The organism is Nitrospirota bacterium, assembly GCA_040756155.1.
In the GTDB taxonomy this organism is placed as follows: domain Bacteria; phylum Nitrospirota; class Thermodesulfovibrionia; order JACRGW01; family JBFLZU01; genus JBFLZU01.
This window is the reverse complement of the sequence record JBFLZU010000027.1, coordinates 1-20,584: the sequence shown is the minus strand read 5'-3', so window position 1 is coordinate 20,584 and position 20,584 is coordinate 1. Positions and strand designations below refer to the sequence as shown.

The following is a 20,584-nucleotide window of genomic DNA, read 5'->3' as shown; positions in this document are numbered from 1 at the left end:
AAGAAGGGGGTGAAATTATTTTGTGATAATTATGGACAAAGCTTCAGGACGAGTTTTATAATTTAACCTGGAAAAAGTGGGGAATAAATCTGATACCGGGGTGGGGAATAAAGCTGATACTTGACACACCTAAAGCCATACTTCTTCCTTGTATTTTTTGTTAGAAATTTCCGCTAATGGCCGCGGACATGCGAAGTGCGAGGTGAAACCGAGCATTTTGGTGGAGCGAAGCGTAGTCGTATGTCTACTATTAAGTGAGTGCGATAGCACCGAGCCAACGAAGTTGACAATAGTCGTGGACGAAGAGCGCATTTTACTTTACCTCCACAACTGTTGAAACGTTTTCTGTTTTGTCTCTCACCTTTTGTAAGATTTTCTCTTTAAAAATGACGAAACTATCTTCAGACCAATTTCCCCCAATTTCAGAAGAGAACAAATAAAGATCTGCAATCAAACATACTTTCATCCTTTACACCTCTATTTTCCAATGCTCCCGAAGTCCACGATTTCACTAACGTTCAAGGCTTTGCGAATGTAGCCATAAATGGCGCAGCGTTTGTGGCCTCATTGCAAACGCTGTGACATAGGCCATTTTCGCGACCATACATCTTCAAATCCAATAATGTAGCCGCAAAGCCGGGTGTTAAATGAAGTTTCGGGCATTTCAAAATAGAACCGTCCCCCCTATTTTTACGCCCCCCTATTTTTATACTAATTATAAACTAGAATCTTCTTTTCATATTCTTCAAACACTCTGATATCTACCAGTACGTGCACTATTTAATACAACTTAATACAACAGTCCCCTTTTCCCCTCTGGGCAGAATAGAAATTTGCGAGCCGTAGCGAGCAAATTTCCTGCCCATCGGTTTCGGGCTAAAAGAAGTGCAGTAGGATTTGGATGTCAATCTTTTAGCCTGTTGTTAGGCGAAGTGTGCCATTTTTTTAGATTTTCTTAAATGACCAAATTTTTTAGCCAAAAGTTCAAGCTGTTCCCTTTCTGAAAGCTTTGATAACTTCTGTTCGGCTTCTTTTTGTAATCTCCGCTTCATTTTTACAGCATCAAATTTTTTAGCCTTCATAAATCACCTCCAATGGACTTCTAATTTCAAGTATAGGATACCCCAACTTGAGATTTACCGAGTTTATTAAGTGAATACGATTTAAATTTACGATATGCTTAAAGTTCCAACTCACTAAAACATCTACTCTTTCCACGGTTGCGATAGCTATATGCCTGGCATCTGAAAGACTATTCTCTACAATCACACCTTCTTTCAAATAGGCATTTGCGAGGGATATTGATTCTTCATTGAGAAAAACATATTCAATGTTATCTTCTGCAACCCTGTTTAACACATCCTTAACATTTTCGGATGCTCCCTCAAGTTCAAATAATACCAAATCAGAGATCACAAGCCTCTTTACTCCCGCTATAAATTCCTCAAACAATTGGTTTGAATACTTCTCAAATTCATTATCAAGACAACCACCAATTACAGATGTATCCACATAAATACGGGGTCTAAACATTTTTTCTACCCTTATAAATATTATAGCACATGTCGCCTATCGGGCTGGCGGATGAGCGAAGTGCCCTTTAGGGCATTTTGGCTTCAGTCGTTCATCCGTCTGATAGCCGAAGTGACGCTTCGCTTAATGATAACGCAAATAGATAGAAATTGCTAATCATTCCAGGCTGAAGCCTTCTCATCCGCCAGCCCGATAGACAAAATGTGAACGCCGACTCCTCTTTAATCATTTCCATCTTTTTATGAATGTTCCCCTTATAATGTCTATCACTAAACTGTATTCTTAAAGGCGTTCAAGCGAAGCGTCATTTTGGCTATCTCGTTCAAGCACAAACGAAGCCAATAGGTTTAAGCCATAGCCGTTTGCGCTTTGTTAGCAGACGTCGCAGTTTTTGCTTTCAAAATCATGCGCTACTTGATTTGTATATTTTTATGAATTCAGGCGATAAAACAAAATCTATAAATTTGATAGTATTATCATGCATCCTTTTCACTTTCCAGTCGGATGGCATTTCTCTGAGAAATTTAATCTCTTCCTTAATCTCATCTGTGGTGAAATCTCTTTTCTTTTTTTCATGCATTATCTTTCTGGGTAACGATTTTACCCAATTAAAAGCATACCTCTTTTTCACTTCACCATCTTTTAGAGGTATTTCGTATTCCACGATATCTTTTCCAGTTAAATGCTTATCTCTATTAATTATTGCCATACAATCATCGGTTATCCAGCACCCAATCCAATCCTGCTTTTTTTCATTTTCATATGCCTCAACAATTGGTTTACCTATCTCTATCCCGTGTGAAACAATTAATTCACCAACTGCTGTTGCTCCTCTGATCGGCAACTCATTCTCAATTGCAGCAAGAAATAGGAAGTCACATGCTGCAAGTAGTGCAAGAAAGCTCGTACCATTAACTTCAGAAGTATACATGAGAAAAGTGTCAGAGAAAATATGAAATGTTACTGCATCTTTTTGTAACAGTGAATTAATGTGACTTACATTATCTTCAAAATCTTTTTTCGCTTTTATATATGTATTAGCCACTTTATCTAATTCGTTATTTTTCAAAAGATTACTAAAGCCAAGAATGTCAAATAAAGCCACAAAACTTTCTTTTTTGGTAATATCTTTTTCCATTTTCCCAAATCCTATGTGTTTCTAAGTCAAGCCTGCGATGTCTGCTAACGGTCAAGGCTAAAAGAAGTGTGAAGCATTTGGATGGAAATCTTTTAGCCTGTGTTAAACGAAGCGGTGGCTTTTACTCATAATTTTCCTGTAACTTTCATTTTATATTAATGTTTTTACTATCGTATAAATTGTCATATTCCAAGTATCAAGAAGTGAAGACAGCTTTGTAGCAAAATCAATGTGGTTTTCCCATAAATCGCCAGTATAATGTTTAACAAACAGTCTTGCTACTGGGCTAAATGCTGATTGAGAAAAAAATGCTGGTTGAGGAAAATCGGGCTTTCCTATTTCTCTGCGTAATTCTGTTAAAACCTCGTTGAAAGCATTCATGTAAGATACCACCCTATTATTATAAATAGTACTTATGATACTTTTAAAACTTGACATCGTGTCTTTACTTACTCCAACTTGTCCCATCGCGCTATCAATAAGTGCTATTTCTACGGGGTCAGTTACAAAATCACCTATTCTAATTGGTTTTGAGTTTCTTTCAAACGCACCATTAAAGGTTTCAACCATACTGTCTATGATTTTCCTAGCTCTATTAGTATTCCTTTCCAAATTGTTAATCCACCAAATTGCCATTACAAGATTCAAAATCATTAGACAAAACCTGCATCTAATAGCTTCGGTTTCAGAAAATTGCCTATTGGGTAGCGATTTCTTTATGTCTTCCATTTGAGATGTAGCAAACGGAGTGATAACCAATGCACAATTACGTCCTATTTTCTTGGCTTTGTTAAAAAACATCCTTTTCCCCTCTTCCCTTTAAGCCACCGCTTTGTTTAACGGGCTGGCGGATGAGCGAAGTGCCCTTTAGGGCATTTTGGCTTCAGCCGTTCATCCGTCTGATAGCCGAAGTGACGCTTCGCTTAAAGATAACGAAAATGAGGTAAAATTTCCATCTCATTTTAGGCTGAAGCCTTCTCATCCGCCAGCCCGTTAGACAAAATGTGAACGCCGACTCCTCTTTAATCATTTCCATCTTTTTATGGATGTTCCCCTTATAATGTCTATCACTAAACTGTATTCTTAAAGGCGTTCAAGCGAAGCGTCATTTTGGCTATCTCGTTCATAACCGAACAAGTTCGTTTATGCTCCTAAATTGGGATGATAAACGAAGTATTTCGTTTATCCTTATTCTGATCTTTACTAATGGTTACCCCGAATCCATGGATTGAATATATCAAAGCCTTTTTCTACAGTCAAGTCCCGCCTCTCTACGGAGCAAGAAGGCGAGATAATATTGCCTTACCTTGAGAATTGCTTTTTAACTTCTGGATAATTCCCAATCCACTTTACGAAAGGGAAGTGGGTTTTTAGGCTTTCGAAGAGTCTTTTATCGCCGGTGAGGAACGGTAGATGCTTTGACTCAGCAACGGCTATATATGCCCCATCATATGCGTTTCTGCTATGCTTTGCAGAGATAGCAAAGACTCTGTCTTTTAAAGGCTCAATATCTTCCTTAAAAATCTCGATCCCAAGCATCTCGTACATCAGCTCTTTCACCTTCTCTTTTGGAAAGCGTGCCATTCTTGAGGCAACGAGACAGGCATTAATTATCTCATAGGTAATGAGGGTTGGCGCATGAAATGTAATATTTCCCCTTGCGTAGTCACCAATAAGACTCTGTGCTTCTATATGACCTTCTTCGTCAGGAAAGTAAGCTTTCAATAAAACTCCTGAGTCAATTACTATAGTCACAGCCTTCTTCCTTCAAGTTCTTTCTTTGATGCTTCATAAACGTCCTTTGCTTTAATATGGGTTTTATCCATTACTGCGGAGATCTCAAGCATCTTAAGATAGGTTCTTAATTTTTTCAGGTCTGTGTATTCTTTGTATGGCAAAAGGGCTGCTACGGGCTGACCTCGTTTAGTAATGAGAACATCTTCATTTTTAGCCACCGATTCTCTTATAATACCTAAGAAGTCCTTTTTACCATCAGATATAGTCACAATTTTGGTTCCCATATGAAAACCTCCTATGACTTTATAATATAGTCATCATCAAAGAAAGTCAAGTTAATTAAATCTTTTTCACTGTCTTTTAGCTTCATCCCAGAGTTTATCCATCTCTTCAAGAGACATCTCAGAGAGTTTCAAACCCGCATCTGCAGCTTTCATCTCTATGTATCTGAACCTCGATATAAATTTACTTATAGTCTTTCTAAGGGCGTCCTCTGGATTTACACCCACGAAGCGTGCAATGTTCACGAGGACAAAAAAGACATCACCAAGTTCGTCTTCAATCCGTCCAGGGATATTGGATTGCAATGCCTTTCTGAATTCATCAAGCTCTTCGTCAAGTTTATTAACAACATCCTCCACCCGCTCCCAGTCAAACCCTATTCTCGATGCCTTATCCTGTAACCTGTGAGCCCTCAGCAGAGCAGGCAGTTCTTTTGGGACACCATCGAGTACAGACTTTCTTTTCCCTTCTGCCTTTTTCAACTCTTCCCAGTTCTCAAGCACAGCCTTCGGTGTCTTGAGGTCTTTATCACCAAATACATGCGGATGTCTCTTGATAAGTTTATCAGCAATCCTTTCTATCACATCATTTATATCGAACTCTTCCCTTTCCTTTGCAATCTGTGCATGAAAAAGTATCTGTATGAGAAGGTCACCGAGTTCTTCCTTTATCTTTTCAGGATTCCCTTCATCTATCGCCTCAATGACCTCGTATGTCTCCTCTACAAGAAATGGCTTAAGCGACTCTCTTGTCTGCTCTTTATCCCATGGGCAACCACCGGCTCCTCGGAGCCGTTCCATAATGGAAACAAGATTATCAAATGTCCACCGGTCTTTCATATTATTATAATCTAACATGAAGACGAGAAATTTTCTATTAGAATATTAGCGGTTTATGTTAAAATAACATCTCTATGGAACTTGTCATACTCAGCCTGATAGCAGGAGGAGCTACCATTGTTGGAGGCATCCTCGTAATTTATCGCTATGAGTGGTGTCTGAATAACCAGAACTACCTCATCGCCTTTACTTCAGGTGCACTTGTTTCCCTTTCCTTTACTGAGATAATTCCTGAATCTCTAAAGATGAGCGAATGGAGCAGTCTCTCTGTAATTTCAGGATTTCTGCTTCTTTATATCTTCGAGCAGTTTTCTGCCCCTAGCCGATGTTTCGATGAAGAATGCAAAGTTAGAAGGGTATCTCTCCTTGCATGGGGAGGTCTCCTTCTCCATTCCTTTATAGATGGAGTCGCCCTTGTGGCAAGTTTTCATGTCTCTGAACCACTTGGACTGTTAGTTACCTTAGGGATTATACTCCATGAACTCCCTGAAGGTCTTACATCCGCCTCTCTTCTTACCATCTTAGGGTATTCTAAAAAGAGGATATTTTATCTCGTTTTTCTGGTGGCCACCGCCACACCATTTGGTGCATTATTTGCGATTATTTTCTTTAGTCTCTTTAACCCCGCTGTCAGCATAACTACCCTTATTGCCCTAATACTGGGTCTCACTGCCGGTACATTCATATATTTAGGGGTGGCACATCTTTTACCACATTCTCATAAGGAAAGAAACATAGGGGTTACACTTACCTTCCTCTCAGGTATCGCCGTCTTTATCTTAGCTCATTTCCTGAGACATTTCTATCTCTGATACCCGAATCGCTCTTCAAATATAGGCGCGATTAAATTATCCACGGGCACATAATCATCAGTGAGGAGCACCGAGTAGCGTTCCTTTAGATATTGTTGCAATCGGTCTTGAGGCATGACATGGGAGGTCATTTTACCCTTCTTTCCTTTAACTGCCATTACGAAATCGTTCATGTCTAACCTCTGCGGACTCGCTACGATAACAAAGGTGCTGATTTCGATTTTGTCATAATCCGGACTAAGGGTAAGGAGATGGACATTTCCCTTTCCAAATACCTCCTCTAATGTTCGGATATAGGAAGGCATGAATGCCCCCTTTTTAAAACTATCAATCACATTGGCAAGGAGCAATCCATCTGGCTTTAGAATTCTTTTTAATTGCATAGCAAAACTATAAATTATCGGAAAAAAGTTCAATGGTTTTTAAGTGATAAAAAAATCTTGCATCTTGAAGTAGATAGTTTGTAGTATAATTAACCTATGGAATCAATCAAGGCTACCTTTAAGAAAAAATTCATTTCAGGGCTTATAGTCTCAATCCCAGCTATTATTACCATAATGGTGATTGTATGGCTTTACAGGTTTGTGGATGGCCTTCTATCTCCAGCGCTGGATAGGCTACTTGAGAGACATGTACCAGGGCTCGGTTTCATCACTACACTCTTAGCTATATTTTTACTTGGACTTATCTCAACAAATGTTATAGGTAGGCGGATGCTACATATAGGAGAGAAGATATTTCTCCATATCCCATTTTTTAAGAGTCTTTATACCACTCTCAAACAGATATTTGATGCATTTTCACCAGATAACAGGTCTGGATTCCAGAGGTTTGTAATAGTGGAGTATCCAAGACCGGGCATCTATACCTTTGGTTTCCTGACAAAGGAGTGTGTCTTTAAAGGATCAGATGAAGGATGCGAAAGGGGATTCAGTGCTGTCTATGTGCCTACAAACAACCTTTATCTTGGCAATACAGTGCTTTTTAAGAAAGATGAAGTCTTATACACTGATTTTTCGATTGAAGAGGGAATAAGGATAATACTCTCAGGAGGTATCGCAACACCAGAGATGATCGGTATAAGCGTAAAGAATAACAGAACTCAAAAGTGAGGTGGCTTACCCTGGATGGTCTCGTTGTCATAATATTGGCTGCTGGTCTTGGTAAAAGGATGAAATCAAAAAAACCGAAGATTCTCCATACGCTTGCAGGACAACCGATGATAACTTATGTAGTAAGGCAGGCGATTGCCCTTACTCCAGAAAGGACTATCATTGTAATCGGCAATCACACTGAAGAGATAAAGAACTATATCAGAGACGATAGTGTAGAATTTGTCTATCAAATGGAACAGCTCGGTACAGGACATGCAGTAAGCGCCACCGGGGATATGTTGAACGATTTTGATGGAACTATCCTGATACTCTGTGGCGATGTCCCTCTTATAAGCATAGAGAGTCTTCATAGACTTATAGATGTTCATAGAACTGAAAGAAATCACCTTACATGCATAACCACTACGGTTACAAACCCTGAGGGATATGGCAGGGTTATCCGGGACGATAAAGGGAGACTCCTCAAAATCGTTGAGGAGAAGGATGCAACAGATATTGAGAAAAAGACAAAAGAGATAAATAGTGGTATATATGCAGTCGAAAAAAAGTTTCTCTATACTGCACTTAAGTCGATCTCCAATGAAAACATACAGGGGGAATATTATCTGACAGATATAATTAATGTCGGGATAACTGAAGGTGCAAAAATGGGAACTATCGGTGTTGAGAACCCTATAGAGGTAATGGGGATTAATGACCGGAGAGAACTTTCTGAAGCAGAGCGGTATCTCAGAAAACAAAAACTCAATGATCTGATGTTAAACGGTGTAACCATATATGACCCTGAAAATACATACATCCACACGTGTGTAACCATAGGCAGGGATACAACGATATATCCAAATACATTCATAGAAGGTAATACCACCATCGGTGAGGACTGTGTGATTTGCCCTAATGTGAGGATTATTGACAGTCGTATAGGAGACAGCGTAATTATTAAAGATGGATGTGTTATTATGAATGGAGAGATTGAGAACAATGTAAGTATCGGACCATTTGCCCATATAAGACCCGAGACAATTATTGGTAAAGGAGCTAAGATAGGTAATTTTGTGGAGATAAAGAAATCAACCATAGGGGAGGATACAAAGGCGATGCACCTGAGTTATATCGGTGATGCCACAATAGGGAAGGGAGCGAACATAGGTGCAGGGACTATTACATGCAATTATGATGGATTCAAAAAACACAGAACCATTATTGATGATGGAGTATTCGTTGGAAGTGATACACAGTTCATTGCACCTGTGCATATTGGAAGAGGAGCAGTTATAGGTGCGGGTTCAACCATCACAAAGGATGTTCCTCCAGATGCCCTAGCTATAAGTAGGGTTGAACAGGTAAATAAAAATGGATGGTCATTAAAAAGACAGTCCAAAGTTAAAAGTTTAAAGTTGAAAAGTAAAAACAGAAAGGGTAAATAGATGTCTTTTTCTTTTAACTGTTCACTGTTCACTGTTCACTGTTCACTGTTTTAATATGTGCGGGATCATCGGATACATAGGAAGACAGGATGCCATCTTGATACTCATTGAGGGGCTTAAGCGCCTTGAGTATAGAGGGTATGATTCATCCGGTGTGGCTGTATTATGCAACAGAAAGATAGATGTTATCCGCTCGGTTGGAAAGCTTAAGAATCTTGAGAATACACTACAGGGAAGACGGATAAAAGGCATGGTAGGCATCGGGCATACCAGGTGGGCAACACACGGAAGACCATCTGAGGATAACGCTCATCCCCACAGGGCGGGAAAACTTGTCCTTGTTCACAATGGTATCATAGAAAATTACCTCCAGCTTAAAAAGGAACTTCTCCAGGAAGGGCATAATTTCAAGTCAGAGACAGACACCGAAGTTTTATGCCACCTGATAGAAAGATACACAAAGAAAGGAGAACCGCTTGAGATAGCGGTGAGGTGTGCACTCAGAGAGGTTAAAGGTGCATATGCAATCGGTGTAATCCATGAGGATGAACCTGAAAAACTTGTAGCTGCAAGGAATGGAAGTCCACTGGTAATAGGACTCGGTAAGGAAGAGTTCTTCATCGCCTCAGATATACCTGCCATACTTAACTACACCAGGGATGTAATATTCCTCGATGATGAAGAAATGGCAGTACTCACACCTGAGGGTATCATAATCGCAGGACTCGATGGAAACTCTATAGAAAAAGAGGTTAAAAGGGTAATGTGGAATCCTGTAATGGCTGAGAAGGGTGGTTACAAGCATTTCATGCTGAAGGAGATACACGAGCAACCGAGGGCTATTATGGATACCATCAGAGGAAGGATATCTATAGATACAGGTAATGTTTACCTTGAAGAAACAGGCATCTCTGCAGAAACACTCAAACCCATCAATAGAATATATCTTGTTGCATGTGGTACCTCCTGGCATGCAGCCCTTGTTGGGAAATTCATGGTAGAAGGACTTGCAGGGATACCTGTTGAGGTGGATATAGCCTCTGAATTCAGGTATAGAAACCCTATCGTTGATAAGAAGACACTCTTTATCTCCATCACCCAGTCAGGCGAAACAGCAGACACCCTCGCAGCTCAGAGGGAGGCAAAGAGGCTCGGTGCAACGGTAATTACTATATGTAATGTAGTTGGAAGCACAGCAACAAGGGAAGCTGATGGGGTGATTTATACACATGCAGGACCTGAGATCGGAGTTGCCTCCACCAAGGCATTTGTCTCTCAGCTTACAGCCCTTTTTCTCTTTGCAATCTATATGGGGAGGTTAAGAGAAAAAATAGATGTAATAAGGTCTCAGGAATTACTGGAGGATGCCATTAAGATACCTAAACTGGCAGAGAAGATCCTTGCAGAAGATGATGGCATCCAGAAGATCGCATCGCTATATTCAAAGGTTAACGATTTTCTATACCTTGGAAGGGGTATAAACTATCCTGTGGCATTAGAAGGTGCATTGAAACTTAAGGAGATATCCTATATCCATGCAGAGGGATACCCTGCAGGAGAGATGAAACATGGGCCTATAGCCCTTATAGATGAAAATATGCCTGTGGTTGTTATTGCGGTGGACGATCCCCTGTATGAGAAGGTCATGTCCAATATTGAAGAGGTGAAAACAAGGGGAGGTATTGTGATAGCATTAGCTACGGAAGGAAACAGGGCTATAGAGGCAAAGGTAAATCAGGTAATCTATATTCCAAAAACCAACAAATATCTCACGCCAATACTCCTGAGCATCCCACTTCAGTTACTTGCCTACCACATAGCTGTAATCAGAGGATGCGATGTTGATCAACCAAGAAATCTTGCAAAGAGTGTTACGGTAGAATGATTTCAAATTTTTATCTTTGAATTTTTAATTTTGAATCTTGAGAAAAATAGGTCAGCCCCGTATTTAATACGGGGTTGCCTGACATCCGAGGCAGGATGCCTCGGCTATTTTCTCTTGGTCATTCTGAGCGAAGTGAAGAATCTCGGTTTGAGACCCTTCGCCTGAGGCTCAGGGTGACATTTTGCATTGGAACGGAGTTCGCTATGAAGATAACAAGAGAAGAAGTCAATCATGTAGCCCGACTTGCAAGGCTGGAACTCGCTGAGAATGAAATAGAGGTATTTACAGTTCAGCTCAATAACATACTCACATACATGGAAAAGCTCAATGAGTTAGACACCAGAGGTGTGGAACCTACCTCTCATGTTCTCCCTATTAGAAATGTATTCAAGGATGACAAAATAGAGGCGTCCCTACAAAGGGAGAAATCCCTTTCAAACGCCCCTGACAGAACAGAGGAATTTTACAGGGTGCCGAAGATAATAGAATGATAGATAGAGCGGAAGAACTGAAGGCTTTAGTGCTAAAGGACTGAAGCAAAAAACTTCAGAACTTCAGATCTTCAGCACTTCAGAACTATTTTATTTGGGAGTTGTCATGTTAAGGATCATGCTCAGGTCAAAGATACATCAGGCAACTGTTACTGATGCTAACCTCGAATATGAAGGTAGTCTCACTGTTGATGAGACTCTGCTTGAGGCTGCAGGAATTCTTCCATATGAACAGGTGATGGTCTCTAACCTGAACAACGGGGAAAGGTTTGAGACCTATGTGATTCCTGGTAAAAGAGGCTCTGGTATTGTCTGTCTTAATGGCCCAACAGCAAGAAAAGGTGTTGTGGGTGACAGGATTATCATATTCTGTTATGAGATGGCTAACGAAGAGGAATTAAAAGACTTCAAACCTACCATAGTAAGGGTTGATGATGAGAACAGGATAGTATAAAAGTTCAGGGGGTATTATTTGGATTTAAACAGGATGACTATACATGAGCTTTACGACCTTCTTAAAAAGAATGAAATCACATCATCAGAGATTACAGAGTCGATTTTAAAAAGAATAGATAGTATAGAAGAAAAGATAAAAGCATATGTCACTGTTACAGATGAGATTGCTCTTTCATCCGGTAAAGATGCTGATGAAAGATTTAAAAAGGGGGGATCATCACCTCTGCTCGGTATACCGATCGCCATAAAGGACAATATATGCACAGAGGGTGTCAGGACTACTTGCTCATCAAGGATACTTCATAACTTTATTCCACCATATGAGAGCACTGTGACGGCGAGGCTGAAAGATAGTGGATATGTCCTTATCGGAAAGACAAACCTCGATGAGTTTGCAATGGGTTCATCTACTGAGAATTCTGCCTTCAGTCCATCGAGAAACCCATGGTCTCTGGACAGAATCCCTGGAGGTTCAAGTGGTGGTTCTGCTGCCGCAGTAGCAGCAGATGCATGTATTGCGGCATTAGGTTCTGACACAGGTGGTTCTATAAGACAGCCTGCCTCGTGTTGTGGTGTGGTCGGGTTGAAGCCGACATATGGAAGGGTATCGAGGTTTGGACTTGTAGCATTTGCATCCTCACTTGACCAGATAGGTCCTATAACAAAGGATGTCAGAGATACAGCCATTCTTATGAACATTATTGCTGGATATGACCCTATGGACTCTACCTCTGCTGATATACCTGTCCCTGATTTTACATCAGTTCTCGGTAAAGAGATAAAGGGGATGAAGATGGGTATACCCAAGGAATACTTCATAGAGGGAATGGACAGAGAGGTAGAAGATGCTGTCAAAAATGCGATAAGGACGATTGAAGGGCTCGGAGCTGAACCTGTAGAGGTATCATTACCGCATACCCCTTATGCTGTTGCAACTTATTATATACTCGCCACATCTGAGGCAAGCTCAAACCTTGCCCGCTACGACGGTGTAAAATATGGTTTCAGGGTAAAGGGGGCAAAAAACCTGATGGATATGTATCTGAAAACCCGTGCCGAAGGATTCGGTCAGGAGGTTAAAAGGAGAATAATGCTCGGCACATATGCCCTTTCCTCCGGTTATTATGAGGCTTATTATCGAAAGGCACAACAGGTAAGAACCCTTATAAAGAGGGATTTTGATGAGGCATTCAAAGTGGTAGATGTAATTATTACACCAACATCACCAACCCCGGCATTCAGACTTGGCGAGAAGACTGCTAATCCTCTGCAGATGTACTTATCGGATATCTTCACAATCTCTGTAAATCTCGCAGGCATCCCTGGTATCTCTATTCCATGTGGTTTCAGCAGCGAAAATTTACCAATAGGGCTTCAGATACTCGGTAGACATTTCGAGGAAGAATCTATCCTGAAAGTAGCATACGCCTATGAACAGAGTACGGGGCATCACAGAAAAAGACCGAACATATAGTTCGAGACAGATAGCTCTCGATGCGCTTAATATGATAGAGAAGGGTGCTCTTGCAAGTAGTGTATTTGAAAAAGTCTTCGAATGCAAACCAAGCAGACTTGATAGGGCATTCATCATGGAACTTGTTTATGGCGTCCTGAGAAACAGGGGAAAGATAGACTGGATAATAGAATGCAGCGCAGGCAGAAGATTAAAAGAAATTGAGATAGGTGTTGTAAATATACTACGTTCAGGTATATATCAGCTTTTATTCATGGATAAGGTTCCAACATGGGCAGCGGTAGATGAATCTGTTAAACTTGCAAAGAGGTGTAAATATAAAAGGGCTTCAGGATTTATCAATGGAGTGCTGAGACGGACGTCAAAGATCAGTCCGGATCTCCTGGATTTTCCACGCTTAGAAGAAGGCCCGTTACATCATATCTCGGTCGTATATTCACACCCTGAATGGCTGGTAAAGAGGTGGCTTGGGCAGTTTGGTGTGGAGGATACAATTGCACTCTGTAAAACAAATAATAGAATACCTCCACTTACACTTAGAACTAATACCTTGCTTACAAACAGAGATGAACTTATAAATGATTTAAGCAAAGAGGGTGTTGAAGCTGTCAATACTCCTGTATCACCTGTTGGTATAAAGGTAAAAGGTATTATCTCGATAGAGGAACTTCCATCCTTTAAAAGAGGTTGGTTTCAGATACAGGATGAAGCGTCACAGTTAATCTCATACCTGCTTTTCCCGAAGAAGGGTGAAAGGATACTTGATGCCTGTGCTGCACCTGGCGGAAAAACTACACATATTGCCCAGTTTATTGAGGATGAAGGTGAGATTATCGCCATAGATATAAATGAAGAGAAACTCATACGCCTGAAAGAAAATTGTAAGAGACTCGGTATAAAATGTGTAAAGTCATATCATACAGATTCAACAAAAGATCTAAAATGGCTCGGTGTATTTGACCGTATACTTCTTGATGCACCCTGTTCTGGAACGGGTATAATCAGGAGACATCCTGATGGGAAATGGAGAAAGACAGAGAGGACTATAACAGAATATCAGGCACTTCAGAAGAAACTACTGGAAAATATCGCAGAAATTCTCAAGCCTGGAGGTGTTATCGTTTATAGCACATGTTCTACCGAACCTGAAGAGGGAGAGAATGTAGTGAATGAGTTTTTACATAATCACCCCAAATTCTATATTGATAATCCTGTGACATACATCCCGGCGACAGGTAGACACCTCATTAATTACCCCAGTGGGGATTTCATTCGCACATACCCACATATCTCTGATATGGATGGTTTCTTTGGAGCAAGATTGGTATGTCATTGATAAAGGGATTTCTAAAATTGATTTTGTATTTTTCCCTATTCGTAACCTTGGGTATAATCACAGCGATAGTGACAATGAAGATACTTACCTCCGGGAAAACAGTGACAGTTCCAGCTATCGAAGGTAAAGAGGTTGTCTCTGCCATGGAGATACTCAATAACTCAGGTTTGAAACTCCGTGTAGAGAGAGAGGAATATCATCCGTCGCTTCCTAAAGGGAGTGTTATTTCGCAGGAGCCAGAATCAGGAGTCGTCATCAAAAGTGGGAGGAGTATCTCTGTAATTGTAAGCAGGGGTTCTCAGACAGTAGTTGTGCCAGCAGTTGAAGGCGAACCATTCTACAGAGCAGAAATCATCATAAAACAGAGTGGACTTGATATCGGTGATATAGCGAGGATCCATACAGATAAAGTAGAAAAGGATATTGTGATTAACCAGTCTCCTCCACCGAGATCGTTCATTAGCAGAGGAGAAAAAATTGATCTTCTCCTGAGTTCAGGAGTTAAGGAAACTATATATAAGACACCGAACCTCATTGGTAAGAGATTTGAGGAGGCAAAGCAGATAGCAGAGATACTTGGTGTTACACTCTCAAAGAGTAAAATAATTAGGGAAGGCTCTGAGGGAAACATAATTGCAGAACAAAAACCTGTGGCAGGTTACCCCATAAGAAGGGGATCTGCGATTGAGGTGTTTGTGGCAGAATAAACCCCGTTAGAAAGGACGGGGCTTTAAACCCAGCCATTTTCTATAAGGTGTTTTAAATTTTAATACATCCATCCCCGCCTTGAAAGACTGGGCTTTCTAACGGGGTAAACTGGAGACAAGGGAGGCTTTAAAATGGTCAGGATTGCACCATCAATACTTTCAGCAGATTTCAGACATTTAGCAGACGAGGTAAAGCGTGTTGAAGATGCGGGGGCGGATATGATTCATATCGATGTGATGGATGGGCATTTCGTTCCCAATATCACAATAGGACCTGTTGTAGTAAAGGCAGTGAGGGAGACAACAAGTCTCCCCCTCGATGTCCACCTGATGATTATATCTCCTCAACATTACATCAAGGCCTTTTCAGATGCAGGTGCGGATATAATAACAGTGCATGTAGAGGCATGTATTCATCTTCACAGAGTGGTTCAATCTATAAGAGACATCGGTCTTAAGGCAGGGGTATCGCTCAATCCATCAACACCCCTTTCTTCACTGGAGCATATCCTCAGAGATGTTGATATGGTTCTCCTTATGTCTGTAAATCCGGGATTTGGAGGTCAGGAATTTATCCCGAACACATTTGAGAAGATAATTGCACTTAGAAGATTAATAGAAGGGATGGGTGTAGATATAGAGGTAGATGGTGGTATAAAGGTTGATAATGCAGCTGAGGTGTCTTCTGCAGGAGCGGACATACTTGTAATAGGCTCAGGAATATTCACGAATAGAGACTACAGAAAGACCATAAGGGATATAAAGAAACGATGCGAAGGACTTAAAAAGAAAAAAATTTGACAAGCTGATTTTATTAAAATATAATAATATTAGAATTGTTGAATATATTGGGAGATAATACTTCTATGGATGAACTTACAAGAAATATCGAGATTCTAAAGGTTATTGCACATCCTGTAAGGATAAAGATACTCGAAGAGCTCGCAAAAGGTGTAAAGTGTGTAAGCGACTTTGAGGATTTTCTTGGTATAAGCCAACCAAATATCTCACAGCACCTGACTGCACTCAGGCTGAGCGGGATTGTGGACTATTTTATCGATGGAAGGCTCAGGTGTTATTTCCTCAAGCATCCACTTATACCTGGTTTACTCGAATTACTAAAAAAGGAATATACAGAAGAACTACCAGGACCAGAGTGTTGTCCTGTAACCAAGAAGGGGCAATATCCCGGGAATAGACAAAGATAACGCAGAAACTGCCGCTGCGACCTACAGCTTTTTTATCACAGCCACCTCGTTGCACTCTGGAAATTTTGGACACTTAAGGCAATCACCCCATATCTTCTGAGGCAGTTTTGACTTATCTACCCTCTTAAATCCCATTTTCTCAAAAAAGTCAGGGTGATAGGTCAATGCAAATACCCTGCTTATTCCGATATCCTTTGCATCCTCAAGGCATCTTTGCACAAGTATCTTACCTATCCCCTTCATTCTGTATTCTTCAGTGACTGCAAGCGACCTTATCTCTGCAAGGTCTTCCCAGCATACATGGATTGCAGAGACACCTATGATTTTTCCATCTTCTTCATAAACAAAAAAGTCTCGCAGGTCTTCGTAGATCTCATGCAGTGACCTTGGAAGTAGCTCGTTTGCCTTTGCTGACGCCATGATGAGATGATGAATTTTTTTTACATCTTCAAGTTTAGCCTTACGGATCATTGGATGGCTCCTTATTCCTTATCCCTTAATCCTTACCCCTTAATCCTTACCTCTTAATCCTTACCCCCATCCCTTACCCTTTTTTGTCCACTCTGTACCTACAAACAGAGCCTCCCTGTTTATATTGAACAATGATTCTTTACCGTCGGGGAGCATCTCCCTTAGTGCATCTAAGGTATTCTCTACGGTAATAATTGCGGTCTTTTCTATAAACGCACCGAGCATTACGATATTTGATGTCTTAGAGTTTCCTATCTTTGCTGCTAATTCGCTGGCTGGTAAATCTATAATCTCTATATCTGTTCTCTCTGGTGCTGACTTTACGAGAGAGGAGTTTATAAAGATCAACCCACCACTTTTTATTCTGCCCTCAAATCTCCTCATTGATGCCTCATTCATTGCTATAAGGACATCAGGGTGTGCTGAGAGCGGAGAGGCTATAGCCTCCTCAGAGACTACTACAGTACAATTTGCTGTTCCACCTCTTATTTCTGCCCCATAAGATGGAAAGCATGTGACATTCTTTTCACCAAGCATTCCTGCATGTGCAAGAAGCCTTCCCATCAGCAATATCCCCTGGCCGCCATAGCCTGCTATGATAATCTCATGATGCATGATATTTAAAATATAGAAATCAAAAATCAAAGATAAATAAAATCAAAAATCAAAAATAAAAATGTAAAAATACAAATCAAAATGCAAAATTATCACTTACTTTTCAAGGTAGACAGCCCCTATACATTTTTGAATTTTAATTTGTCATTTTGCATTTTGATTTTTTATTTTTAATTTGCTTTTGAGTCACTCAACTTTTTTACGAAAGGACCGTTTTATCTTTAAATATTCCCAGCGGAAAAACCTTCATCATTTCATCTTTAATCCATTTCACAGAATCCTTCGGAGACATCTTCCAGTCTGTTGGACATGCTGATAAAACCTCAACGAATGAAAATCCTCGTTGGCTGATCTGGTTTTCAAAAGCCTTCCGTATACACTTTCTGGTCTTTATTATATTTGCTGGTGTATCTACTGCTACTCTTGCAATAAAAACAGGTCCGTCGAGTGTAGAAAGAAGCTCAGCCATTCTTAATGGGTATCCCTCAATCCTGGGATTTCTTCCCATTGGGGTTGTTGTAGTCTTTTGTCCTATAAGTGTTGTTGGCGCCATCTGACCACCGGTCATTCCATAGGTTGCATTGTTAATAAATATTACGGTGATATTTTCGCCACGATTTGCAGCATGTATTATCTCTGCAATGCCGATCGCGGCAAGGTCACCGTCTCCCTGATAAGAAAATATGATCCTGTCAGGCATCACTCTTTTCAACCCTGTAGCTACTGCTGGAGGTCTTCCGTGTGCAGCCTCTATTACATCAAAGTTAAAATAATCGTATGCGAATACCGCACAACCAACAGGTGCTATGCCTATGGTTTTCTCCCTTATATCAAGCCTGTCTATGACCTCAGCTATTAGCCTGTGAACTATTCCATGCCCACAGCCAGGGCAGTACCTGAACGAGACATCTTTGAGGCTTTCTGGTTTTGTGAATATTTTTTCCATAGATTTACGAGTATCCCCTCTCTGAGTCCATAATCACTCACAGTCATTCTGTCGAATCCGAAAGTCTCCATTCCCCTGAGAACGATAAGTGTTCCAGGGATTATCAAATCCTCCCTTCCCGATTCTAAGGCAGGGATTTTTCTCCTCTGAGAAAGAGTCATTGATTTGAGCCTGTTGAATATCTCCTTAATCGCGCCTTTTTTGAGGATATAATTATGTATCCTGAGATGGTCGTATGAATCAAGCCCTTGCTCTATTGCAGCCAATGTGGTTATTGTGCCTGCAGTTCCTACAAAAATGGTCTTTTCTGGGATACTACCGAGAGACTTTTTAGCTCCTAACAAGCTCTTAATTATCTCTCTATCTGTTCTCTCTATCTCTATCTGCAGTGGAGGGTCATTTTTTATAAGTTCCTCTGAGAGGTGAACCACGCCAAGAGAAATAGAAAGTGAGAAGTGAAGAGTGAGAAATGAAGAGTTTGGTTTAAGATTTTGAGTAAGTATGAACTCAGTGCTTCCACCACCGATATCCATCACTAAAAGGGAAGTTGGAGGTGAAAGATGAGAAGTAGTAGATAAACCTGCTATAACCCCCTGAAGGACAAGTCCTGCTTCTTCCTTACCGTTTATTACCTTGATGTCAATACCTACTTCATCCTTGACTCTCTTTATAAACTCTACTCTATTCAAGGCCTCTCGCACCGCACTTGTTGCTACTGCTGAAAAATCTTCAATATTGAATTTATCAATTGATTCCTTAAAGTCTTTAAGCGTATGAATTGCTTTTTTTAACGCCTTTGAACCGAGTATTCCTGAGGTATTCAGACCTTCTCCGAGTCGTGTTATCTTTCTTTTAGAATATATCTCCTTGAAAGACCCATCCTTCTTGAATTCAGCGACGAGAAGTCTGAGCGTATTTGTTCCGATGTCTATGGAAGCAAGGATTGCCACTAAAGAAAAGATACCTTAAGACACGGTTAAAGTCAAGATTGTTGTAATTTCTTATAGTATGGTATATATTTCCTGTATGATTCTTGTTACAGGCGCAACAGGTTTTGTTGGAGGACATCTGATAAAGAGGTTAATCGCTGAGGGATACAAGATTAGATGTCTTGTGAGGGATCCTTCGAAGGCATCTATGATTATATCTGCAGGTGCTGAGCCTGTTACCGGTGATATTTCTGAGCCTGAGTCACTCAAAGAGGCGGTCAGTGGTGTCGAGAAGGTAATCCATCTTGTTGGGATAATACAGGAAGGCAAGGGTTTTACCTTTAAATCTGTCCATGTGGATGGAACAAAGAATCTTATAGAGGTATCTAAAAACGGTGGGGTAAGGTTTTTCTATTATCAGAGTGCACTCGGTGCATCAAAAGATGGAAAAACAGAATACTTCAGGACAAAATGGGAGGCTGAGGAGATCGTTCAAGGGAGTGGACTGAGCTATACGATATTTCGTCCCTCAATTATCTATGGTGCTAGTGATAAATTTACCCTCAAACTTATGGATATCCTTAGAAAGACACCTGTGATGCCGATATTCGGCTCTGGAGACTCTCTGCTTCAGCCTATCTATATAGATGACCTCATAACCTGTATTATAAAGGTTCTGGAAGACCAGCAGTATCACAATCGTATCTTCGAAATCGGTGGCCCTGAACATATAACATATGAGGATATCGTTAATGCTATTCAGCAGGCAATCGGTAAAGAGCGGATGAAACTCCATATCCCGGTTAACATTTTAAAGCCCGGTATAAAGTTTCTTGAAGAAATACTTTCAACTCCTCCAATAACGACAGATCAACTTACTATGCTTATGATGGACAATATCTGCGAAAGAGATAGCGTAAGAAAGAACTTTGGATTTGAGCCATTACCTTTCAGAGAAGGTCTGAAGAGATTTCTCTAAGATTTTCTGTTATGGATATTGGTATAGACTTCAGAAACAGGTAAACATCCTCCTACCTGAAATTTACCTCCAAATTTGAGACTTTCCCACATTTTCGGCTAAAAATACCTTTTTATTGTTATCAATCAAGGAGTTGTCATCTTTCCCGAATTTTCGGCTAACTCGTTGTCCAGATAATGTTTAACCTGGTAGAGTTTCAGATGA

General features: G+C 40.4%; 24 protein-coding genes. 12 read left to right on the top strand and 12 right to left on the bottom strand.

What is annotated here, in order from left to right:
- Positions 1 to 923: 923 nt before the first annotated feature.
- From AB1488_02415 to mazG, 7 genes are all read right to left on the bottom strand, one after another.
- Complete coding sequence (locus AB1488_02415; protein MEW6408952.1) at positions 924 to 1,082, bottom strand: hypothetical protein; 159 nt, start codon at positions 1,080 to 1,082, stop codon at positions 924 to 926.
- Positions 1,072 to 1,512, bottom strand: coding sequence for a PIN domain protein (locus AB1488_02410; GenBank protein ID MEW6408951.1), 441 nt, complete (start codon positions 1,510 to 1,512; stop codon positions 1,072 to 1,074). Before AB1488_02410 ends, AB1488_02415 begins: the two co-directional genes overlap by 11 nt.
- A gap of 424 nt (positions 1,513 to 1,936) precedes the next feature.
- A complete protein-coding gene (locus tag AB1488_02405) occupies positions 1,937 to 2,671 on the bottom strand; it encodes a hypothetical protein (protein ID MEW6408950.1) in 735 nt (244 codons plus the stop codon).
- A gap of 150 nt (positions 2,672 to 2,821) precedes the next feature.
- A complete protein-coding gene (locus AB1488_02400) occupies positions 2,822 to 3,472 on the bottom strand; it encodes a hypothetical protein (GenBank protein MEW6408949.1) in 651 nt (216 codons plus the stop codon).
- A gap of 501 nt (positions 3,473 to 3,973) precedes the next feature.
- On the bottom strand, positions 3,974 to 4,426 hold the full coding sequence (locus tag AB1488_02395; protein ID MEW6408948.1) for a type II toxin-antitoxin system VapC family toxin: 453 nt from the start codon (positions 4,424 to 4,426) through the stop codon (positions 3,974 to 3,976).
- Entirely contained in the window at positions 4,423 to 4,692 is a 270-nt protein-coding gene (locus tag AB1488_02390) for a type II toxin-antitoxin system Phd/YefM family antitoxin (GenBank protein MEW6408947.1), read from the bottom strand. The genes AB1488_02395 and AB1488_02390 overlap by 4 nt, the downstream gene beginning before the upstream one ends.
- 66 nt (positions 4,693 to 4,758) lie before the next feature.
- The gene (gene mazG / locus AB1488_02385) at positions 4,759 to 5,529 is read right to left on the bottom strand and encodes a nucleoside triphosphate pyrophosphohydrolase (protein MEW6408946.1); all 771 of its coding nucleotides are present in this window, start codon (positions 5,527 to 5,529) and stop codon (positions 4,759 to 4,761) included.
- A 74-nt stretch (positions 5,530 to 5,603) separates the two neighbouring features.
- Here mazG and AB1488_02380 point away from each other — a divergent pair, with 74 nt between their 5' ends.
- Entirely contained in the window at positions 5,604 to 6,341 is a 738-nt protein-coding gene (locus tag AB1488_02380; protein MEW6408945.1) for a ZIP family metal transporter, read from the top strand.
- Here the strand turns inward: AB1488_02380 and AB1488_02375 are convergent.
- Positions 6,332 to 6,724, bottom strand: a complete 393-nt coding sequence (locus tag AB1488_02375; protein ID MEW6408944.1) for a fused MFS/spermidine synthase — start codon at positions 6,722 to 6,724, stop codon at positions 6,332 to 6,334. The genes AB1488_02380 and AB1488_02375 overlap by 10 nt on opposite strands.
- A 96-nt stretch (positions 6,725 to 6,820) precedes the next feature.
- On the opposite strand from AB1488_02375, the gene AB1488_02370 reads away from it, so the two are divergent.
- The 10 genes from AB1488_02370 to AB1488_02325 all read left to right on the top strand — a co-directional run bounded on the left by AB1488_02370 (position 6,821) and on the right by AB1488_02325 (position 16,440).
- The gene (locus tag AB1488_02370) at positions 6,821 to 7,453 is read left to right on the top strand and encodes a DUF502 domain-containing protein (protein ID MEW6408943.1); all 633 of its coding nucleotides are present in this window, start codon (positions 6,821 to 6,823) and stop codon (positions 7,451 to 7,453) included.
- Between the two features lie 11 nt (positions 7,454 to 7,464).
- On the top strand, positions 7,465 to 8,883 hold the full coding sequence (glmU, locus tag AB1488_02365) for a bifunctional UDP-N-acetylglucosamine diphosphorylase/glucosamine-1-phosphate N-acetyltransferase GlmU (protein MEW6408942.1): 1,419 nt from the start codon (positions 7,465 to 7,467) through the stop codon (positions 8,881 to 8,883).
- Positions 8,884 to 8,938: 55 nt separating this feature from the next.
- Positions 8,939 to 10,768, top strand: a complete 1,830-nt coding sequence (gene glmS, locus AB1488_02360; protein ID MEW6408941.1) for a glutamine--fructose-6-phosphate transaminase (isomerizing) — start codon at positions 8,939 to 8,941, stop codon at positions 10,766 to 10,768.
- A gap of 203 nt (positions 10,769 to 10,971) precedes the next feature.
- Entirely contained in the window at positions 10,972 to 11,259 is a 288-nt protein-coding gene (gene gatC, locus AB1488_02355; protein ID MEW6408940.1) for an Asp-tRNA(Asn)/Glu-tRNA(Gln) amidotransferase subunit GatC, read from the top strand.
- A gap of 106 nt (positions 11,260 to 11,365) precedes the next feature.
- Complete coding sequence (panD, locus tag AB1488_02350) at positions 11,366 to 11,713, top strand: aspartate 1-decarboxylase (protein MEW6408939.1); 348 nt, start codon at positions 11,366 to 11,368, stop codon at positions 11,711 to 11,713.
- A gap of 18 nt (positions 11,714 to 11,731) precedes the next feature.
- On the top strand, positions 11,732 to 13,189 hold the full coding sequence (gene gatA, locus AB1488_02345; GenBank protein MEW6408938.1) for an Asp-tRNA(Asn)/Glu-tRNA(Gln) amidotransferase subunit GatA: 1,458 nt from the start codon (positions 11,732 to 11,734) through the stop codon (positions 13,187 to 13,189).
- Positions 13,146 to 14,525: a 16S rRNA (cytosine(967)-C(5))-methyltransferase RsmB gene (rsmB, locus tag AB1488_02340; GenBank protein ID MEW6408937.1), complete on the top strand. Its 1,380-nt coding sequence runs from the start codon at positions 13,146 to 13,148 to the stop codon at positions 14,523 to 14,525. The genes gatA and rsmB overlap by 44 nt, the downstream gene beginning before the upstream one ends.
- Before the next feature lie 47 nt (positions 14,526 to 14,572).
- Entirely contained in the window at positions 14,573 to 15,232 is a 660-nt protein-coding gene (locus tag AB1488_02335; protein ID MEW6408936.1) for a PASTA domain-containing protein, read from the top strand.
- Positions 15,233 to 15,364: 132 nt separating this feature from the next.
- Positions 15,365 to 16,033, top strand: coding sequence for a ribulose-phosphate 3-epimerase (gene rpe, locus AB1488_02330; GenBank protein MEW6408935.1), 669 nt, complete (start codon positions 15,365 to 15,367; stop codon positions 16,031 to 16,033).
- Between the two features lie 65 nt (positions 16,034 to 16,098).
- On the top strand, positions 16,099 to 16,440 hold the full coding sequence (locus AB1488_02325) for a metalloregulator ArsR/SmtB family transcription factor (GenBank protein ID MEW6408934.1): 342 nt from the start codon (positions 16,099 to 16,101) through the stop codon (positions 16,438 to 16,440).
- A gap of 21 nt (positions 16,441 to 16,461) precedes the next feature.
- Here the strand turns inward: AB1488_02325 and AB1488_02320 are convergent, their stop codons facing one another.
- The 4 genes from AB1488_02320 to AB1488_02305 all read right to left on the bottom strand — a co-directional run bounded on the left by AB1488_02320 (position 16,462) and on the right by AB1488_02305 (position 19,422).
- A complete protein-coding gene (locus AB1488_02320; protein MEW6408933.1) occupies positions 16,462 to 16,911 on the bottom strand; it encodes an N-acetyltransferase in 450 nt (149 codons plus the stop codon).
- Positions 16,912 to 16,971: 60 nt separating this feature from the next.
- The gene (locus AB1488_02315; GenBank protein ID MEW6408932.1) at positions 16,972 to 17,526 is read right to left on the bottom strand and encodes a 2-oxoacid:acceptor oxidoreductase family protein; all 555 of its coding nucleotides are present in this window, start codon (positions 17,524 to 17,526) and stop codon (positions 16,972 to 16,974) included.
- Between the two features lie 199 nt (positions 17,527 to 17,725).
- Entirely contained in the window at positions 17,726 to 18,472 is a 747-nt protein-coding gene (locus AB1488_02310) for a thiamine pyrophosphate-dependent enzyme (protein MEW6408931.1), read from the bottom strand.
- Complete coding sequence (locus AB1488_02305) at positions 18,394 to 19,422, bottom strand: Ppx/GppA phosphatase family protein (protein MEW6408930.1); 1,029 nt, start codon at positions 19,420 to 19,422, stop codon at positions 18,394 to 18,396. Before AB1488_02305 ends, AB1488_02310 begins: the two co-directional genes overlap by 79 nt.
- Positions 19,423 to 19,498: 76 nt before the next feature.
- On the opposite strand from AB1488_02305, the gene AB1488_02300 reads away from it, so the two are divergent.
- Positions 19,499 to 20,380 (top strand): complex I NDUFA9 subunit family protein, encoded by an 882-nt coding sequence (locus AB1488_02300; protein ID MEW6408929.1) that lies wholly within the window; start codon positions 19,499 to 19,501, stop codon positions 20,378 to 20,380.
- Positions 20,381 to 20,584: the final 204 nt, after the last annotated feature.

Excerpts from the sequence above, each read along its gene's own strand:
- AB1488_02415 (MEW6408952.1), bottom strand. The coding sequence starts at position 1,082 with ATGAAGGCTAAAAAATTTGATGCTGTAAAAATGAAGCGGAGATTACAA.
- AB1488_02405 (MEW6408950.1), bottom strand. The coding sequence starts at position 2,671 with ATGGAAAAAGATATTACCAAAAAAGAAAGTTTTGTGGCTTTATTTGAC.
- AB1488_02400 (MEW6408949.1), bottom strand. The coding sequence starts at position 3,472 with ATGTTTTTTAACAAAGCCAAGAAAATAGGACGTAATTGTGCATTGGTT.
- AB1488_02390 (MEW6408947.1), bottom strand. The coding sequence starts at position 4,692 with ATGGGAACCAAAATTGTGACTATATCTGATGGTAAAAAGGACTTCTTA.
- mazG (MEW6408946.1), bottom strand. The coding sequence starts at position 5,529 with ATGAAAGACCGGTGGACATTTGATAATCTTGTTTCCATTATGGAACGG.
- AB1488_02380 (MEW6408945.1), top strand. The coding sequence starts at position 5,604 with ATGGAACTTGTCATACTCAGCCTGATAGCAGGAGGAGCTACCATTGTT.
- AB1488_02375 (MEW6408944.1), bottom strand. The coding sequence starts at position 6,724 with ATGCAATTAAAAAGAATTCTAAAGCCAGATGGATTGCTCCTTGCCAAT.
- AB1488_02370 (MEW6408943.1), top strand. The coding sequence starts at position 6,821 with ATGGAATCAATCAAGGCTACCTTTAAGAAAAAATTCATTTCAGGGCTT.
- glmS (MEW6408941.1), top strand. The coding sequence starts at position 8,939 with ATGTGCGGGATCATCGGATACATAGGAAGACAGGATGCCATCTTGATA.
- gatC (MEW6408940.1), top strand. The coding sequence starts at position 10,972 with ATGAAGATAACAAGAGAAGAAGTCAATCATGTAGCCCGACTTGCAAGG.
- panD (MEW6408939.1), top strand. The coding sequence starts at position 11,366 with ATGTTAAGGATCATGCTCAGGTCAAAGATACATCAGGCAACTGTTACT.
- rsmB (MEW6408937.1), top strand. The coding sequence starts at position 13,146 with ATGAACAGAGTACGGGGCATCACAGAAAAAGACCGAACATATAGTTCG.
- rpe (MEW6408935.1), top strand. The coding sequence starts at position 15,365 with ATGGTCAGGATTGCACCATCAATACTTTCAGCAGATTTCAGACATTTA.
- AB1488_02325 (MEW6408934.1), top strand. The coding sequence starts at position 16,099 with ATGGATGAACTTACAAGAAATATCGAGATTCTAAAGGTTATTGCACAT.
- AB1488_02320 (MEW6408933.1), bottom strand. The coding sequence starts at position 16,911 with ATGATCCGTAAGGCTAAACTTGAAGATGTAAAAAAAATTCATCATCTC.
- AB1488_02315 (MEW6408932.1), bottom strand. The coding sequence starts at position 17,526 with ATGCATCATGAGATTATCATAGCAGGCTATGGCGGCCAGGGGATATTG.
- AB1488_02310 (MEW6408931.1), bottom strand. The coding sequence starts at position 18,472 with ATGGAAAAAATATTCACAAAACCAGAAAGCCTCAAAGATGTCTCGTTC.
- AB1488_02300 (MEW6408929.1), top strand. The coding sequence starts at position 19,499 with ATGATTCTTGTTACAGGCGCAACAGGTTTTGTTGGAGGACATCTGATA.